The sequence below is a fragment of the Pelomonas nitida genome (assembly GCF_043555975.1).
In the GTDB taxonomy this organism is placed as follows: domain Bacteria; phylum Pseudomonadota; class Gammaproteobacteria; order Burkholderiales; family Burkholderiaceae_C; genus Pelomonas; species Pelomonas nitida.
In genome coordinates this window covers 14,319-29,907 of the sequence record NZ_JBIGIA010000027.1, presented here as the reverse complement: position 1 = coordinate 29,907, position 15,589 = coordinate 14,319, and the positions used below count along the sequence as shown (strand labels likewise).

General features: G+C 68.8%; 13 protein-coding genes. 8 read left to right on the top strand and 5 right to left on the bottom strand.

From position 1 onward, the window contains the following. Positions 1-18: 18 nt before the first annotated feature. Complete coding sequence (locus ACG00X_RS22850) at positions 19-492, top strand: low molecular weight protein-tyrosine-phosphatase (RefSeq protein WP_394491933.1); 474 nt, start codon at positions 19-21, stop codon at positions 490-492. Here the strand turns inward: ACG00X_RS22850 and ACG00X_RS22845 are convergent, their stop codons facing one another. The 4 genes from ACG00X_RS22845 to ACG00X_RS22830 all read right to left on the bottom strand — a co-directional run bounded on the left by ACG00X_RS22845 (position 493) and on the right by ACG00X_RS22830 (position 6,845). After that, positions 493-3,594 carry an efflux RND transporter permease subunit gene (locus ACG00X_RS22845; protein WP_394491931.1) on the bottom strand — a complete coding sequence of 1,034 codons (3,102 nt, stop codon included), beginning with the start codon at positions 3,592-3,594 and terminating at the stop codon, positions 493-495. A 52-nt stretch (positions 3,595-3,646) separates the two neighbouring features. After that, the gene (locus ACG00X_RS22840; protein ID WP_394491929.1) at positions 3,647-4,804 is read right to left on the bottom strand and encodes an efflux RND transporter periplasmic adaptor subunit; all 1,158 of its coding nucleotides are present in this window, start codon (positions 4,802-4,804) and stop codon (positions 3,647-3,649) included. A 221-nt stretch (positions 4,805-5,025) separates the two neighbouring features. Next, a complete protein-coding gene (locus ACG00X_RS22835; protein WP_394491927.1) occupies positions 5,026-5,940 on the bottom strand; it encodes a pseudouridine-5'-phosphate glycosidase in 915 nt (304 codons plus the stop codon). Then, complete coding sequence (locus tag ACG00X_RS22830) at positions 5,937-6,845, bottom strand: carbohydrate kinase family protein (protein ID WP_394491925.1); 909 nt, start codon at positions 6,843-6,845, stop codon at positions 5,937-5,939. The genes ACG00X_RS22835 and ACG00X_RS22830 overlap by 4 nt, the downstream gene beginning before the upstream one ends. Positions 6,846-7,216: 371 nt before the next feature. Between ACG00X_RS22830 and alaC the strand changes: the two genes are divergently transcribed. The 4 genes from alaC (at position 7,217) to gph (ending at position 11,370) form a co-directional block, all read left to right on the top strand. Then, positions 7,217-8,437: an alanine transaminase gene (gene alaC, locus ACG00X_RS22825; protein ID WP_394491923.1), complete on the top strand. Its 1,221-nt coding sequence runs from the start codon at positions 7,217-7,219 to the stop codon at positions 8,435-8,437. A 153-nt stretch (positions 8,438-8,590) separates the two neighbouring features. Beyond that, positions 8,591-9,232 (top strand): uridine kinase, encoded by a 642-nt coding sequence (udk, locus tag ACG00X_RS22820; RefSeq protein WP_394491921.1) that lies wholly within the window; start codon positions 8,591-8,593, stop codon positions 9,230-9,232. Between the two features lie 718 nt (positions 9,233-9,950). Continuing rightward, a complete protein-coding gene (locus ACG00X_RS22815; protein ID WP_394491919.1) occupies positions 9,951-10,385 on the top strand; it encodes a hypothetical protein in 435 nt (144 codons plus the stop codon). Positions 10,386-10,680: 295 nt separating this feature from the next. Then, positions 10,681-11,370: a phosphoglycolate phosphatase gene (gene gph / locus ACG00X_RS22810; protein WP_394491917.1), complete on the top strand. Its 690-nt coding sequence runs from the start codon at positions 10,681-10,683 to the stop codon at positions 11,368-11,370. On the opposite strand, the gene ACG00X_RS22805 is transcribed toward gph, so the two are convergent. After that, positions 11,345-11,950, bottom strand: coding sequence for a chalcone isomerase family protein (locus ACG00X_RS22805; RefSeq protein WP_394491915.1), 606 nt, complete (start codon positions 11,948-11,950; stop codon positions 11,345-11,347). The genes gph and ACG00X_RS22805 overlap by 26 nt on opposite strands. Before the next feature lie 273 nt (positions 11,951-12,223). On the opposite strand from ACG00X_RS22805, the gene trpE reads away from it, so the two are divergent. From trpE to ltaE, 3 genes are all read left to right on the top strand, one after another. Then, on the top strand, positions 12,224-13,711 hold the full coding sequence (gene trpE / locus ACG00X_RS22800; RefSeq protein WP_394491913.1) for an anthranilate synthase component I: 1,488 nt from the start codon (positions 12,224-12,226) through the stop codon (positions 13,709-13,711). A 78-nt stretch (positions 13,712-13,789) separates the two neighbouring features. Then, complete coding sequence (locus ACG00X_RS22795; RefSeq protein WP_394491911.1) at positions 13,790-14,371, top strand: anthranilate synthase component II; 582 nt, start codon at positions 13,790-13,792, stop codon at positions 14,369-14,371. Between the two features lie 160 nt (positions 14,372-14,531). After that, on the top strand, positions 14,532-15,587 hold the full coding sequence (ltaE, locus tag ACG00X_RS22790; protein WP_394491909.1) for a low-specificity L-threonine aldolase: 1,056 nt from the start codon (positions 14,532-14,534) through the stop codon (positions 15,585-15,587). The last annotated feature ends 2 nt before the right edge of the window (positions 15,588-15,589 follow it).

Below are 15,589 nucleotides of genomic sequence, written 5' to 3'. Positions count from 1 at the left end.
CACCATTGAGTTCCTCCCATGGCCTCCGTCCTGCTCGTCTGCACCGCCAACATCTGCCGCTCGCCGATGGCCGAGGCCATCTTCAAGGCCAGGCTCGGTGAGGTGTTCCAGACCATCGCCTCGGCCGGCGTGCATGCCGACCCGCGCGGCGGCCCGGTGGACGCGCGCGCCGCGGCGGCACTGGCCCGGCACCAGCTCGCGCTGGAGCGCAAATGGCGCTCGCGCCGCGTGGACCCTGACCTGCTGGCCCGGTTCGACCTCACGCTGGCCATGGAGGTGGACCATGTCGTCGCGCTGCGGCGTCTGGCCACACCCGAACAGCACGGTCGCATCAGGCTCGTGACCGACTTCGTGCCCGAGCTGGCCGGCCAGGACGTGCCCGACCCCTACTTCGGCCCGGCGGCCGGCTTCGACGCCGTCATCGGCATGCTCGAGCGTGCCGCGGCCGGCCTGCTCAAAGCGGCCCGCGAAGGCCGCCACGAGCGCGCCTGATCAGGCCGACTTGCTCGCGAAGTCGGCCACCTCGCGCACGTCGGGGCCGCTGCCGCTGAAGCGGTCCAGTGCCAGGTAGATGACCGGCGTGATGTAGAGCGTCACGGCCTGCGACAGGATCAGCCCGCCGACGACGGCCAGGCCCAGTGGCTGGCGCAATTCAGCCCCGGCTCCCAGCCCCAGCGCGATGGGCAGCGCGCCCATCAGCGCCGCCAGCGTCGTCATCATGATGGGCCGAAAGCGCAGGATGGCCGCCTGCCGGATGGCCTCGCTAGGCGCCAGTCCCTGGCTGCGCTGCACGTCCAGCGCGAAGTCGATCATCATGATCGCGTTCTTCTTGACGATGCCGATCAGCATGACGATGCCGATGGTGGCGATGATGGTCAGCTCCATGCCGAACAGCTGCAGCGTGACGAGCGCGCCCACCGCCGCGGACGGCAAGCCCGCCAGGATGGTCAGCGGGTGGATGTAGCTCTCGTACAGCACGCCCAGCAGCACATAGATGACCGCCACCGCCAGGCCGATCAACAGCAGCTGGCCGCCCTGCGAGTCCTGGAACACCGCCGCGTCGCCGCCATAGCTCGTGATGATGCTGGGCGGCAGCTGCAGCTCCTGCGTGAAGGCGGCGATCTGCTGCGTGGCGTCACCCAGCGGCACATTGGGCGCGAGGTTGAAGCTGATCGTGACCGCCTGCAGCTGGCCCTGGTGGTTCACCGCCGTCGGGCCCAGCGTGCGCTGCACCGTGGCGAAGGCCGTCAGCGGCACTTGCGCGCCGTTCTTGCCGCGCAGGTAGATCTTGTCGAACGCATCCTCGCTGCTGCGATCGCTGTCGCCGGCCTCCATGATGACCTGGTAGGTGTTGCTCTCCGCATAGATGCTGGACACCTGGCGCTCGCCGAACGCGCCGTACAGCGCGTTGCGCAAATCCTGCATCTGCACGCCCAGCAGCGCGGCGCGCTCGCGGTCGATGATGAGGCTGGCCTGCAGGCCGCGCATCTGCGAGTCGCTGGTGATGTCGCGGAAGCGCTCGTCGCCGCGCAGCTTGTCCTGCAGCTTGACGGCCCAGGTGTTGAGCTCGCCGGCCGACACCGACTGCAGCGTGTACTGGTAGCGGCTCTTGCTCTGCCGGCCGCCCAGCTGCAGGTTCTGCACCGGCCGCAGGTAGACCTGGATGCCGGGCACGGCGCGCAGCTTCTTGCGCATGCCCTCCAGCACCTTGGCCATGGGCTCGCGCTCGCCGCGCGCCTTCAGGTTGATGAACATGCGGCCCGTGTTGGTGGCGCTGCCCGACGGGCCGCCGCCGACGGCCGAGCTGACGGCCGCCACGTTGGGGTCGTTGCGCACGATCGCCGCCACGCGGTCCTGCAGCAGCGTCATGGCGGCGAACGAGGTGTCCTCCGCCGACTCTGTGCTGGCCTGGATCTGGCCGATGTCTTCCTCGGGGAAGAAGCCCTTGGGGATGGTCGTGTAGAACCACACCGTCGCGACGAAGCTCAGCAGCGCCACGCCCAACACCCAGGTGCGGTGGCGCAGGGCCAGGTCCAGCGAGCGGGTGTAGGCGCCCAGCGTGGCCGAGAAGCCGCGCTCGAACAGCCGGCCGAGCGGGCCGTCCTCGTGGTGCTCGTCGGCCTTCAGCAGCCGGCTGCACAGCATGGGCACGAGTGTGAGCGACACGACGGCCGACACGAGGATGGACAGGCCCACGACGACGGCGAACTCGTGGAACAGCAGGCCGATGACGCCCGGCATGAAGAAGATGGGGATGAGCACCGCCACCAGCGACACCGAGATCGACAGGATGGTGAACGCCATCTCGCGCGCGCCGCGCACGGCCGCGTCGAAAGGCTTCATGCCGTCCTCGACGTGGCGCACGATGTTCTCCAGCATGACGATGGCGTCGTCCACCACCAGGCCCACGGCCAGCGTGATGCCCAGCAGCGAGATGTTGTCGAGGCTGTAGCCCAGCGCGAACAAGAGGGTCAGCGCGCCGATCAGCGAGATCGGCAGCGAGGCCGTCGGGATCAGCGTGGCCACCGCGCGGCGCAGGAAGATGAAGATGACCAGCACCACCAGGCCCACGGTCAGCGCGAGCGTCACGTAGACATCGTGCAGCGACTCGCGGATGGACACCGAGCGGTCGTTCAGCGTGCGCATCTCGATGGAAGCCGGCATCTGCGCCGCATAGCGCGGCAGCAGCGCCTTGACCTTGTCCACCACCTGCACGGTGTTCGCATCCGGCTGGCGCTGGATGGCCAGCACGATGGAGCGCTCGCCCTGGTAGGTGGAGTAGGTCTTGCTGGTCTCGACGCTGTCCTGCACATCCGCCACCTCGCGCAGGAAGACGGGCGCGCCATCACGCGAGGCGACGACGATGCGGCCGAACTCGGCGGCATTGCGCAACTGGCGGTTGGCCTGGATGGTCAGCGTCTGCTGCGAGCCGTCCAGCACACCCACCGGCGTGTTGGCATTGGCCGCAGCCACGGCCGCCTGCAACTCCGACAGCGTGATGTTGCGCTGGTTCAGCAGGTCGGTGCGCACCTTGATGCGCACCGCGTAGCGCTTCTGGCCAAAGATGGACACCTGGGCCACGCCGTCGATGGTCGACAGCCCCGGCGACAGCAGGTTCTCGGCGTAGTCGTTCAGCTCGGTGAGGTCGATGGACGGCGAGGTCAGCGCCACCATCAGCACCGGCGCGTCGGCCGGGTTGACCTTGCGGTAGTTGGGCGGCGAGGTCATCTCCGCCGGCAGCGCGCGCAGCGAGCGGAACAGCGCCGCCTGCACGTCGACGGCGGCGGCGTCGATGTCGCGCGAGGGGTCGAACTCCAGCGTCAGCGAGGTGTTGCCCAGCGTGTTCGTCGACGAGATGGTCTGCAGGCCGGCTATTGTTGAGAACTGCTTCTCCAGCGGCAGCGCGACGGACGAGGCCATCGTCTCGGGCGACGCGCCCGGCAGCGAGGCGCCCACGTTGATGATGGGCGTGTTGTACGACGGCAGCGCGGCGACGGGAATCTTGCTCCACGCCGCCAGGCCGGCGATGACCAGCGACAGGTTCAGCAGCACGGTCATGACCGGCCGCCGGATGAACAACTCGGTCAGCCTCATGCCCGGCCTCCGTGGGCGGCGGCATCGGCGCAGAGCGGGGGCCAGGTCCTCCTCATTTGCCCGCCCCCGACGCCGTCTTGGCGGCCGCGCCGGCCACCTGGATGCGCAGCGGCGTGCCGGGCCGCAGGTTCTGCTTGCCATCGGTGACGACCTGGGCCGTCGCGTCCAGCCCCTCCACCACGGCCTGCTCGCCCATGGCCTGGCGCAGTTGCACCGGCACGAGCTTGGCCGTGTTGTCGGGCCCGACGACGTAGACCGAGCGCTCGTTGCCGCGCATGATGAGCGCGGCCTGCGGCACCACCGTCACGCCCTGCAGCGTGCGCAGCGTGACGCGCACGCGCAGGAACTGGCCCGGCCACAACGACTGGGCCTGGTTGTCGAACTCGGCCTTCACGCGGATGGTGCCGGTGGTCGAGTCGACGAGGTTGTCCACGGCCGTCACGCGGCCCTTCACCACCGGCGCCCCGCGCGCCGCGCCGGCCGACGGCAGCGCCTGCACCTCCAGCGCGCCGGCCCGCGTGGCGGCCAGCAGCGCGCCGAGCTGGTTCTCGGGCACCGTGAAGCTCACGGCGATGGGGTCGAGCTGGGCGATGTTGACCAGCGGCGTCGCCGTCGCGCTGGCCTGCACCAGGCTGCCCGGAAAGACGCCGACGATGCCGGCGCGGCCGCTGATGGGCGCGCGCAGCTCGTTGTAGCCCAGCGTGACCTGCGCGGCCTGCACGGCGGCTTCGTCGCTGCGCACGAGAGCCTGACCGCCGTCGAGATTGGATTGGGCGGTGTCCAGCGCACTGCGCGACACGAAGTTCTGCGCCACGAGTTCACGGGCGCGGCTGAGCTGGCGCTCCAGGTCGGCCAGCGCCGCGCGGTCGCGCGCCAGCTGTGCCCGCGCCTTGTCCAGCGCGGCCCGGTCGGCGCGGTCGTCGAAGCGGAACAGCAGCTCGCCCTTCTTCACGTTCTGGCCGTCCTTCACCAGCACCTGCGCCACGGTCGAGGTGGTCTGCGCGCGCAGGTCCACGCTCTGCAGCGCGGTGACGGTGCCGCTGGCGTCGACGGTGATGGGCACGTCCGCCTGCTTCACCTGCACGACGCTGACGTTCTGCGCCGCAGGCGCCGTGGCGCCGCCGGACGCGCCGGCCTCACCGCCGCGCCCGCAACCGGCCAGCAGGGCCAGCGTCAGGCCACCAAGAAACAGGGAAGAGCTCGCTCGCATGCACGCCTGCTGAAAGTAATAGGGGTTGACCAGAAAAACAGACCAGCTTAACCGCGCTGTTTTGCTCGCTGGTTGCCGCCCCCACGCCCGTGCGACGAACTCGGCCGATTTGGGTGTGAACCGCCCGCAGTGGCGCCGGCGTGGCCCCCCAGGCCCCGCCGTCTCACCACATGAGCGTGCGCGCGAACTTGCGCGATGGGGCGCTCAGCCCCGGCTGAGCCTCAGCGCCCGCCCTGCAGCGCGCGTGCGAGCCGGGCGCCCGCCACGGCGTTGTTCTTCACCAGCGCGATGTTGGTGGCGAGGCTGCGGCCGCCGGTCAGTGCCTTGATGCGCGCCAGCAGGAAGGGCGTGATGGCCTTGCCGTGGATGCCCTGCTGGTCGGCCTCGGCCAGGGCTTGCGCCGTGATCGCGTCGATCTCGGCGCGCGGCATGGCGTGCGCGGCAGGCACCGGGTTGCTGACGACCACGCCGCCGCCCAGCCCCAGCGCCCATTTCGCGCGGATGAAGCGCGCCTGGCTGTCGGCGTCGTCCAGGCGGAAGTCGGCGCGCAGGCCGCTGTCGGGCGTGAAGAACGCGGCGAAGTTGTCCTGGCCGATGGACAGCACCGGCACGCCGTGGGTCTCGAGATATTCCAGCGTCAGGCCCAGGTCCAGGATGGACTTGGCGCCCGCGCACACCACCGCCACCGGCGTGCGCGCCAGCTCCTGCAGGTCGGCCGAGATGTCGAAGCTCTCGTGCCCGCCACGGTGCACGCCGCCGATGCCGCCGGTCACGAAGACCTCGATGCCGGCCAGCTGGGCGCAGATCATCGTCGCGGCCACGGTCGTGGCGCCCAGGCGCCCGGTGGCGATGGCGTAGGGCAGATCGCGGCGGCTGAGCTTCATCGCATCGGGCGCCTGCGCGAGCTGCTGCAGCTCCTCGTTCGTCAGGCCCACGCGGATGCGGCCGTCGATGACGGCGATGGTGGCCGGCACCGCGCCCTCGGCGCGGATGACGTCTTCCACCTCGCGGGCCGTCTCCAGGTTCTGCGGCCAGGGCATGCCGTGGGCAATGATGGTGGATTCGAGCGCCACGACGGGCTTGCCGGCCGCACGGGCTGCGGCGACTTCGGGCGAGAGCTGGATCAGGTCGGTCATCGGTTCGAAAGGAAGTCGGGGGTCAGTTGAGGGTGCACGCTGTCTTCGGTCTGCAGCGTCAGCGCCGCGAGGTCCAGGCCCAGCCGTGCGGCGGCGTCGAAGTCCTGCGGGTCGCGCAACAGCCCGGCGCAGACGCCGGCGGACAGCGCGTCGCCCGCGCCGGTCACGTCGACCACCTTGACCGGCGGCGCCGCCCAGCGACGCGGCTCGCGGCCGGGCTGGCTCAGCAGCAGGCCTTCACCGCCCTGAGACACCAGGACGCAACCCACGCCACGGCCATGCAGCCGTGCCAGCGCCTCGCCAGGCTCGGCCGCCACCGTGGACAGCTCGCCGGCATTCAGGATCAGCAGGTGCAGCCCCGCAAGATCGTGCGGCAGGCGCGCCATCTTGGCCTCGGACACCGCCACCACCACCAGCGGCGGGCCGCCCGCTCGGGCCTCGTCCAGCAGCAGCGGCCAGACGTCCTGCGACAGGTTGCCGTCTGCCACCACCAGCGCCGCGCCGCGCCGCATCGCCTTGCTCGGCGCCAGCGTCCAGGCGTCCAGCCGCTCGACCAGCGGCATGGCCGCAAGCCCCAGATGCAGCTCGCCGTCGGCCGACAGCACGGCCGTGTAGCTGTCCGACACCTGCCGGCGCTGGCGCAGCACCGCCTCGGTGCCGATGCCCACGCGGGCCGCCTGCTCCAGCAGCATGCGGCCACCGGCGTCGTCGCCGACGGCCGCGATCAGCGCCACCGGCAAGCCCAGCCGGGCCAGGTTCTCGGCCACGTTGCGCACGACGCCGCCTGGCGTCTCATGCGCCTCGCAGGGGTTGGACGAGCCTGGCAAGGCCTGCGCCAGCAGGCGCAGCTTGCGGTCGACATTGAAGCCGCCAATGCAGACGACGGGGGCGGCGGATGCGGTCATTGGCCTCATTCTAGGAACCCCGCGCCATGGGCTAGTCCAGCGAATCAGTGAAATCGGTGGTGCGCAGGGGGCTGGCCGGGCTGGCGGCAAGGCGCAGCGCGCAGCCAAGGCTGGCCGCCTTGGCAAGCGCTGCAACGACGCGGCCGGCCCGGCCTGCCCCCTGCCCGAAGGGTGAGTCCCTGGCCAGCCGCACTCCGCGTTGCACGCGCTTGCCGGGTGCCTACACGCCTGCGCGCTTGCGCCTTGATTGCGGCTGGCCAGGGGCTCACGCACCACCAATTTCACTGATTCGCTGGACTAGACTCAGCCCCGGCGCGGCGCCACGCCGCCCACGTCGCTCGGACGGTTCCGGGCGCTCACGTACACAGCCAATGACCTCTTCGTCTTCCGCTTCCGGCGGCAAGCGCCGCTTCGCGCGCATCGACCGCCTCCCGCCCTACGTCTTCAACATCACGGCCGAGCTCAAGCTCGCCGCCCGCCGCCGTGGCGAAGACATCATCGACATGAGCATGGGCAACCCCGACGGGGCCACGCCGCCGCACATCGTCGCCAAGCTCGCCGAGGTCGCGCAGCGGCCCGACACGCACGGCTACTCCGCCAGCAAAGGCATCCCGCGCCTGCGCCGCGCCATCTCGCACTGGTATCAGCGCCGCTACGGCGTTGACATCGACCCCGACAGCGAAGCCATCGTCACCATCGGCTCGAAAGAAGGCCTGGCCCACCTGATGCTGGCCACGCTGGACCGCGGCGACACCGTGCTGGTGCCCGACCCCAGCTACCCCATCCACATCTACGGCGCCGTCATCGCCGGGGCCGACATCCGCGCCATTCCGGTGTCGAGCGAGGTGGACTTCTTCGCCGAGCTGGAGCGCACCATCCGCGGCAGCTACCCCAAGCCCAAGATGATGGTGTTCGGCTTCCCGTCCAACCCGACGGCGCAGTGCGTGGACCTGGGCTTCTTCGAACGCGTCGTGGCCCTGGCCAAGAAGCACGACATCCTCGTCGTACACGACCTCGCCTACGCCGATATCGTCTACGACGGCTACGTGGCCCCCAGCATCATGCAGGTGCCGGGCGCCAAGGACGTGGCGGTCGAGTTCTTCACCCTCAGCAAGAGCTACAACATGGCCGGCTGGCGCGTGGGCTTCATGGTCGGCAACCCCGACCTCGTCGCCGCACTCGCTCGCATCAAGAGCTATCACGACTACGGCACCTTCACGCCGCTGCAGGTCGCGGCCATCGCCGCACTCGAAGGCGACCAGCAGTGCGTGAAAGACATCGCCGCCAGCTACCAGCGCCGCCGCGACGTGCTCCACAAAGGCCTCATCGAAGCCGGCTGGCAGGTCGACTGCCCCAAAGCGAGCATGTACATCTGGGCACGCATCCCCGAGCCGTACCGGGAACTCGGCTCGCTGGAATTCGCGCGCCAGCTGCTGGAAAAGGCCAAGGTCTGCGTGTCGCCCGGCATCGGCTTCGGCGACCACGGCGACGGCCATGTGCGCTTCGCCCTCATCGAGAACGAGAACCGCATCCGCCAGGCGGTGCGGGGCATCAAGGCGATGTTCAAGGCTGACGGCGTTCTGAAGCCCTGACGCACGCGCCTTCGCGGCGCGGCGCCGCCCGTCGAGCGCTGCCCCAGGGCGGCGCTCGGCCCGCGCCATCCCCGGAGCCCGCCCGGGGCCACCGATAATTCACCCGTTCCCGTCTCAATTGGCAGGCCTTTTCGCTGCCTGCCCCGCTACCTCATGCCCAAGTCCTCTCATAAGCCTTTCGTCATCGGTGTTGCGGGAGGCAGCGGCAGCGGCAAATCAACGGTGACACGCCAGGTGCTGGCGGCCATCGGGCCCGAGAAAGTAGCGGTCGTGATGCAGGACGACTACTACCGCGATCAGTCCCACATGGCGCCCGAAGACCGGCGCAAGCAGAACTACGACCATCCCGACGCCTTTGACTGGCCGCTGATGACGCAACACCTGGCCGCGCTGCGCAAGGGCGAGGCCATCGCCATGCCGGTGTACGACTTCGCGGCCGACAACCGCTCCAGCGACACCATCGCCGTGAAGCCCGCCCCAGTCATCGTCGTCGAGGGCCTGTTCGCGCTCTACGACACGAAGCTGCGCAACATGATGTCGCTGAAGATCTATGTGGACACGGCCTCCGACGTGCGCTTCATCCGGCGCCTGCAGCGCGACATCTCGGAGCGTGGCCGCAACACCGAGTCGGTGGTGCAGCAATACCTGGACACCGTGCGCCCCATGCACAAGCAGTTCATCGAACCCACCAAGCGCAACGCCGACGTGATCCTGCCGCACGGCGCCAATGGCCCGGCGGTGGACATCATCACCACCAAGGTGAAGAGCTTGCTGCACGATTTCGAGCGCGCCTGACCGCCGGCTCGCCCGCCTTTTGGCGCGGCCCTCTGGGCCATGCGTTCGGCCACAAGCGGCGACACCGGTCGAATGGGCGGCGCTGATGGAAACGGCCGCTCGGCTCGTCGAGCCCGAATGAGCCTGACCCGCCTGGAGCCGCCATCGCCGGACGGACGGCAGGTCTGCAGCGGGTGCTTCCGATCAGCCGGCACAGTGTGGAAGACAGCTGCCGGCCAGGAGCGGTCGGTCGCGACGGGCGGCTTTCAGGTAGCCTATTCGAATGGCATCTACACCGCACAAGCTCTTCCGAGAGGTGTATGACGAGACGCGCGATCCGCTAGCGGCCATCAAGGCTGTCCGCGAAGTTTTCGGACTTTCGGTTGCTGAAGCCAAAGACGTTTGGTTGCAAGCCACCGGCCGGGCCGCAACCTTGACCGAGCATCAGGAAGGGCTTGCCGCAGCGGTACCGAGGATTGTTTGTCCCCGGTGCCGATAGGATGCAACTGTTGTCCGAAAGCAGCATGCATTGCCGAAGGGCCTGGCCTATGTCGATGCAGCGGCCGTCGGCGATCTAGGTTCTGACTTCGTCAATGGCTTTTGGTGTTCAACGTGTCAGCTTGGATTCGTGCCAGATCATCTGCTCGATGAACTCGGCCTGATGTCTTTCAGGCCGATATGAATTTGAACTCGCTGCCGCAAGCGGTTGCAAATTGAAGTCTGATTGCCCGTAATGCATATGAGCGCGCCCTCCAAACACAACTACCTTTGGGATGGCACCGAGCCTGGTTGGGCCGTGCTGGAGCACACGCGAGATGAGGCAGAAGTATCGGTCGCGTTCGCCGTCCATGGGCCGACTCTCAACGAAGTCAAGGCGCTCCGGTCGGTGTGTGCGTCCCTCAAGGCTTTGCCTGCTTCAGATGTTCTAAAGCAACTGAGGGGCTTACGCACGTTCTCTCTGGGCGTGCACGAGAGTTCGGTGGCCAGGAAACTGCGCCTGAAGTGCGAGTCGGTGGGATTGAAGGTGGAAGTTCGACCGGCTCAAGAGGTTCGGCACAGTCTCATCAACACAGTGACGAAGCGATTTCTGCTGATCGAAGACGAGCAGGCTTGCAAAGCCGTCGTTGCAGATGCGCTCGCAAACGGCTTGGGAATCGTGCATTCGGCCAACTGATTCCAGCGGGCTGGCAGCGTCCGCTTTGAGGTGTCGGATCAGGCGACGAGAATGTCGCACATGGGTCGATAGCTGCCAGCGGCGAGGGCCATCGAGAACGGCAGCACCCAGCCTGGTGCTGCCATGGCCACCGACCTGCCGTTCCGCTCGATTTGCCTGCCAACGGCGCCGACATGAACGGTGCGCAGATCCCCGGGGGACCTACGATTCGTCAGACGCCCTTGCTGATGTTTGAACCCTGTTCGCGGCGGGGTGGGACGATGCGGGCAGATTTCTTGAACTCTGTTTCTGACTTTTGAGCGCTATTCACTCGACCCCTGCCGCACCACGCGCGCTGATCCTCGATCTCGACGGCACCCTCGTGGACACGCTGGGTGACTTCGTCGCCGTGCTGGGCCTGACGCTGGCCGACTTCTCGCTGCCAGCCGTGGGCCGCGAGTTCGTCGAGCACACCATCGGCCGTGGCGGCGAGCACCTCGTGCGCCAGACGCTGGCTCATGTGGGCGGCGATCCCGCGCTGTTCGACCGGGCCTGGGCGCGCTACCAGCAGCACTACGCGGCGGTGAACGGCAAGCACGTGGCCGTGTATCCCGGCGTCGTCGAGGGCCTGGCCCTGCTGCAGGCGCAAGGCTTGCCGCTGGCCGTGCTGACGAACAAGCCCGTCGCCCCGGCGCGCGAGTTGCTGCGCCTCAAGGGGCTGGACGGGTTTTTCACGCATGTGTTTGGCGGCGACAGCTTCGAGCGCAAGAAGCCCGATCCGCTGCCGCTGCTGAAGACCTGCGAGGCCCTCGGCACGCCGCCGTCAGCGACGTGGATGGTGGGCGACTCGCGCAACGATGCCGAAGCCGCCCGGGCCGCCGGTTGCCCGCTGGTGCTGGTGACCTATGGCTACAACCACGGCGAGGACATCCGCGCCGTGCCGGCCCAGCAGCATGTGGGCCGGCTGGACGCCATCCGCCTCAACGGCGCGGCGCGCCCCGCTTGATGCCCAGCAGGGCGTCTTTCAGGCCATCGTCGGCCGGCTTGTTGCCCAGCCAGATGCGCAGCAAGGCCGAGAAGAACTCGGGCTCCTTGATGGGTTCGGTCAGCACGCTCTTGCCATTGACGAGCAGCGCCGAACCGACACCGGGGACGTAGTCGACGGAGAAGGCATCCCCCGAACTGAGCTTCTTGCGGTTGGCGAACACCTCGCCCAGCTTCAGAACCCCGTTGATGCACTTCGCGAACTCGCCCGGCGTGGCGTTGTCTTCCATGCCCTTCGTGAACAGCTTGCCCAGCTCGTTGCCATCGATGTCGCGCAGCATGTGGATCTCGATGCGCTTGGGGCCCGGCGCGGCCAGGGCGTCCTGCGTCGTGCCGGCGTGCTGCGTCAGGTACAGCCCGGCCGTGTAGACCTTGACGACGAACTTGTAGCGAATGCCCGCCCCGTTGAGCTGCAGCTTCTGCCCGGCCAGATCGACCGACGACTCATACCGCACATTGGCCACTTCGATGGCCTGCGCCTTGGCGTCGCCGCCCCCGAAAACCGCGGCGACCAGCAGGCCCGCGGCAAGAAATACGCGCATGTCTCACTCCATTGTTATGCCGCGATGGCGGCGTTTACGTTTGCCGGAGTATGGCCCGACACGGCCCTGACCCCGCTGATACACTGAACCGATCATGTTCATCACGCGCAAGCACATCACGGGGTCGAGCGACCGGGGAGCCTGGCCCTGGCGTCGCTGGTCATTCTCCGCCTGATGCCGCTTGGCGCGCCCTGACGCGCACTCCTACGCGTTGCCCGCTGTTCGCCGGGTGGCACGCCAAGCCCTGAAATCGCCCTTTCAAGGTTTGACGACGTGATCACCGAAATCGAATTCCAGAGCCTGGCCGCCGAAGGCTACAACCGCATCCCGCTGATCAGCGAGGCCTTTGCGGATCTCGAAACCCCGCTGTCCCTCTACCTCAAGCTCTGTGCCGGCGCCGGCCCTGGCCGCAACAGCTTCCTGCTGGAGTCGGTGGTTGGCGGCGAGCGCTTCGGGCGCTACTCGTTCATCGGCCTGCCGGCCCGCACGCTGATCCGCGCGACCGGCACGCTGTGCGAGGTCGTCACCGACGGCGTCGTCGTCGAGTCGGTGGATGCCAACCCGCTGGACTTCATCGCCGCCTACCAGGAGCGCATCAAGCCCAAGATCCCGGCCGGCCTGCCGCGCTTTTGCGGCGGCCTGGCCGGCTACTTCGGCTACGAGGCGGTGCGCGCCATCGAGAAGCGCCTGGCCAAGACCCGCAAGGACGGCGGCCTCGGCACGCCCGACATCCTGCTGCTGCTGACCGAGGAGGTCGCGGTCATCGACAACCTGTCGGGCCGGCTCTACCTCATCGTCTGGGCTGACCCGCGTCAGCCCGAGGCGTATTTCCGCGCCACCAAGCGCCTCAGCGCGCTGCGCGACAAACTGACCTACTCCGTCAGCGTGCCGCGTGTGCCGCGCAGCGAGTCGCACGCCGTGCAGCGCGAGTTCTCCAAGGCCGAGCTGATGGCCGCCGTGGAGCGCGCCAAGGAATACATCGCCGCCGGCGACCTGATGCAGGTCGTCATCGGCCAGCGCCTGGCCAAGCCCTACAAGGCCGAGCCCATCTCGCTGTACCGGGCGCTGCGGGCGCTGAACCCCAGCCCCTACATGTACTTCTACGACTTCGGCGACTTCCAGGTCGTCGGCGCCAGCCCCGAGATCCTGGTGCGCGAGGAGCATGGCGGCGACGGCTCGCGCAAGGTCACGATCCGCCCGCTGGCCGGCACCCGCCCACGTGGCAGCACGCCCGAGCGCGACCAGCAGCTCGAAGTCGAGCTCAAGGCCGACCCCAAGGAGCGCGCCGAGCACCTGATGCTGATCGACCTGGCGCGCAACGACATCGGCCGCATCGCGCGCACGGGCAGCGTCCAGGTCACACAGGCCTTCGACGTGGAGCGCTACTCGCACGTCATGCACATCGTCTCTAACGTCGAGGGCACGCTGCGGCCCGAGGTCGGTCAGCTGGACGTGCTGAAGGCCACCTTCCCGGCCGGCACGCTCAGCGGCGCGCCCAAGGTGCGAGCGATGGAGCTGATCGACGAACTGGAGCCCGTGCAGCGCGGCATCTACGGCGGCGCCTGCGGCTACCTCAGCTTTGCCGGCGACATGGACCTGGCCATCGCCATCCGCACCGGCATCGTCAAGAACGGCATGCTGTACGTGCAGGCGGCGGCGGGCATCGTGGCGGACTCCGTCCCCGAACTGGAATGGCAAGAGACTGAAGCCAAGGCCCGCGCCCTGCTGCGCGCCGCTGAACTCGTCGAGGAGGGGTTCTGATGCGCCCCCACGTTCACTTCGTTCACTGCCCCCCACGGGGGCTGGCCTCCCTTGGGACGGCCCGGCGGGAGGCCTGACATGCTCTTGATGATCGACAACTACGACAGCTTCACGTTCAACATCGTCCAGTACTTCGGTGAACTGGGCGCCGACGTGAAGGTGGCGCGCAACGACGAGATCACGGTGGCCGAGATGGCCGCGCTGAACCCGGACCACATCGTCTTCTCGCCCGGCCCCTGCACGCCCAACGAAGCGGGGGTGTGCGTGGAGGCCATCCAGCATTTCCTCGGCAAGAAGCCGTTGCTGGGCGTGTGCCTGGGCCATCAGTCCATGGGCCAGGCGCTGGGCGGCAAGATCATCCGCGCGCAGCGCCAGATGCACGGCAAGGCCAGCACCATCACGACCGACCAGCGCGGCGTCTACACGGGCCTGCCCCGGGACTTCTCCGTCATCCGCTACCACTCCCTCGTCATCGAGGAAGCGACCTGCCCGGCGGTGCTGGAGATCACGTCGCGCAGCGAGGACGGCGAGATCATGGGCGTGCGCCACCGCGAGCTGGCCGGCACGGCCACGCCGATGGAGGGCGTGCAGTTCCACCCCGAGTCCATCCTCAGCGAGCACGGCCACGCGATGCTGCGCAACTTCCTGGAGCTGAAATGAGCCCCTCGCCCGGTCTCGCCCGGCTGAGCGCCGGCAAGCCCAGTCGGTCCCCCGCGGGGACGGCGATGCACGCGGCATCGAGCCGCGCGCACATCGCCCGCGGGCCGGCTTGGGGCGGCCCGGCGCTCGGCCTGCGCACCCCATCTGAGAGCCCGCTGCAATGACTGACTACGCGCCCTTGCCGTCCAGCGCCCAGACAGGCCTTGCCGTGGTCGACCTGCGCAGCGACACGGTCACCCAACCCACCGCCGCCATGCGCGAGGCCATCGCCCGCGCCGTGGTCGGCGACGACGTCTTCGGTGACGACCCGACCGTCAACGCGCTGCAGGAACGCGTGGCCGCCCTGCTGGGCAAGGAAGCCGCGCTCTTCATGGCCAGCGGCACGCAGAGCAACCTGTGCGGCCTGCTGGCCCACTGCGGCCGCGGCGATGAGTACATCGTCGGCCAGCTGGCCCACACCTACCGCTACGAAGGCGGCGGTGCCGCCGTGCTGGGCAGCATCCAGCCCCAGCCGCTGCCCAACCAGCCCGACGGCACCATCAAGCTGGACGACATCGCCGGCGCCATCAAGCCCGACGACCCGCACTTCGCGCGCACCCGCCTGCTGGCGCTGGAGAACACCTGGAGCGGCCAGGTGCTGCCGGCCAGCTACGTGGCCGAGGCCTGCGCGCTGGCCCACTCGCGCGGCCTGGCCACACATCTGGACGGCGCCCGGCTGTTCAACGCCGCGGTCGCCTCCGGCCGCCCGGCGGCCGAACTGGCGCGGGACTTCGACTCCGTCTCCATCTGCTTCAGCAAGGGGCTGGGCGCACCCATCGGCTCCATGCTGGTGGGCTCGCGCGAGCTGATCCAGCGGGCGCTGCGCGTGCGCAAGATGGTGGGGGGCGGGCTGCGCCAGGTGGGGCTGCTGGCGGCAGCCGCCGACCACGCGCTCACCCACCACGTCGACCGCCTGGCCGACGACCACCGGCTGGCCCGGCGCCTCGCCGAAGGCCTGGCCGCGCTGCCGGGTGTCACGGTCACGCCACCGCAGACCAATATCGTCTTCGCGCAAGTCAGCGATGGCCGCACCCCGGCGCTGCTGGCGCACCTGAAGGCGCACGGCGTGCTGGCCACCGGCCTCATCGGCCTGCGCTTCGTGACCCACCTCGACGTGGATGCCGAAGGCATCGAGCACGCGATCGCCGTCGCGGCGGACTTTTTCAACAAGAGCTGAGC

Coding starts and splice junctions, on each gene's coding strand:
- alaC (WP_394491923.1), top strand. CDS start 7,217: ATGACCTCTTCGTCTTCCGCTTCCGGCGGCAAGCGCCGCTTCGCGCGC.
- udk (WP_394491921.1), top strand. CDS start 8,591: ATGCCCAAGTCCTCTCATAAGCCTTTCGTCATCGGTGTTGCGGGAGGC.
- ACG00X_RS22795 (WP_394491911.1), top strand. CDS start 13,790: ATGCTCTTGATGATCGACAACTACGACAGCTTCACGTTCAACATCGTC.
- ltaE (WP_394491909.1), top strand. CDS start 14,532: ATGACTGACTACGCGCCCTTGCCGTCCAGCGCCCAGACAGGCCTTGCC.
- ACG00X_RS22845 (WP_394491931.1), bottom strand. CDS start 3,594: ATGAGGCTGACCGAGTTGTTCATCCGGCGGCCGGTCATGACCGTGCTG.
- ACG00X_RS22835 (WP_394491927.1), bottom strand. CDS start 5,940: ATGACCGACCTGATCCAGCTCTCGCCCGAAGTCGCCGCAGCCCGTGCG.
- ACG00X_RS22850 (WP_394491933.1), top strand. CDS start 19: ATGGCCTCCGTCCTGCTCGTCTGCACCGCCAACATCTGCCGCTCGCCG.
- ACG00X_RS22805 (WP_394491915.1), bottom strand. CDS start 11,950: ATGCGCGTATTTCTTGCCGCGGGCCTGCTGGTCGCCGCGGTTTTCGGG.
- ACG00X_RS22830 (WP_394491925.1), bottom strand. CDS start 6,845: ATGACCGCATCCGCCGCCCCCGTCGTCTGCATTGGCGGCTTCAATGTC.
- ACG00X_RS22840 (WP_394491929.1), bottom strand. CDS start 4,804: ATGCGAGCGAGCTCTTCCCTGTTTCTTGGTGGCCTGACGCTGGCCCTG.
- ACG00X_RS22815 (WP_394491919.1), top strand. CDS start 9,951: ATGAGCGCGCCCTCCAAACACAACTACCTTTGGGATGGCACCGAGCCT.